The following is an 855-nucleotide window of genomic DNA, read 5'->3' as shown; positions in this document are numbered from 1 at the left end:
AGGTGCCGCGCGATGCGTCGGTCGAACTGCGCGGCGTGAGTGTCGACCTCGACGGCACGCCGATCCTGCACGACATCGACGCGACGATCGCGGCCGGCGCGGTCACCGCGATCGTCGGGCCGTCGGGCGCGGGCAAGAGCACGCTGCTGATGCTGCTCGCGCGCTTCATGGATCCGGATCGCGGCACGGTGCGGCTCGGCGGTGCCGATCTGCGGCTGCTCGCGCCGGATACGCGGCGTGCGCAGGTCGCGATGGTGTTCCAGCAAGCCACCGCGCTCGACGTGTCGATTGCCGCGAACATCGCGCTCTACCGGCCCGATGCCGATCGCGACGCGATTCGCGCCGCCGCGCGCGCGGCCTGTCTCGACGAACGCATCGACGCGTTGCCGGGCGGCTACGACTGCGTGTGCGGGCGCGACGTGCGTTTGTCCGGCGGCGAACTGCAACGCCTGTCGATCGCGCGCGCGCTGCTGTCGCCCGCGCCGTTGCTGCTGCTCGACGAACCGGGCTCGGCGCTCGATCCGCAAACCGCGCGCGCGTTGCGCAATGCGCTGCGCGGCGACCGGCGCACGCGCGTGATCGTCAGCCACGATCTCGACGCGATCCGGCACGCGGACCAGATCCTCGTGATGGATCGCGGCCGCATCGTCGAGCGCGGCACGCATGCCGCGCTGCTGGCCGCGCGCGGCCTGTATGCGCGGCTGTGGCGCGAACGCGATGCCGCGGGCGAGGAGGCCGCACGATGATGAAGTCGCTCAAACGTTTGCAGTGTCTGCCGCCCGAAACCCGCCGCGCGCTGCGGCGCGGTGTCGGCTGGGCGGTGGCCGCCACCGCGCCGCAGCGCGCGGCGGGTTG

General features: G+C 73.0%; 1 protein-coding gene. It reads left to right on the top strand.

The genetic code is table 11. The annotated features are described in order from the left end of the window. The coding region (locus tag G3N62_RS35565) for an ABC transporter ATP-binding protein (RefSeq protein WP_206141561.1) at positions 1 to 746 on the top strand (746 nt) is incomplete at its 5' end. Positions 747 to 855: the final 109 nt, after the last annotated feature.

Source organism: Burkholderia sp. Tr-20355 (assembly GCF_017104685.1).
Taxonomy (GTDB): Bacteria; Pseudomonadota; Gammaproteobacteria; order Burkholderiales; family Burkholderiaceae; genus Burkholderia; species Burkholderia seminalis.
The sequence above is the reverse complement of the archived record's forward strand: the minus strand, read 5'-3'. Positions and strand labels throughout refer to the sequence as shown.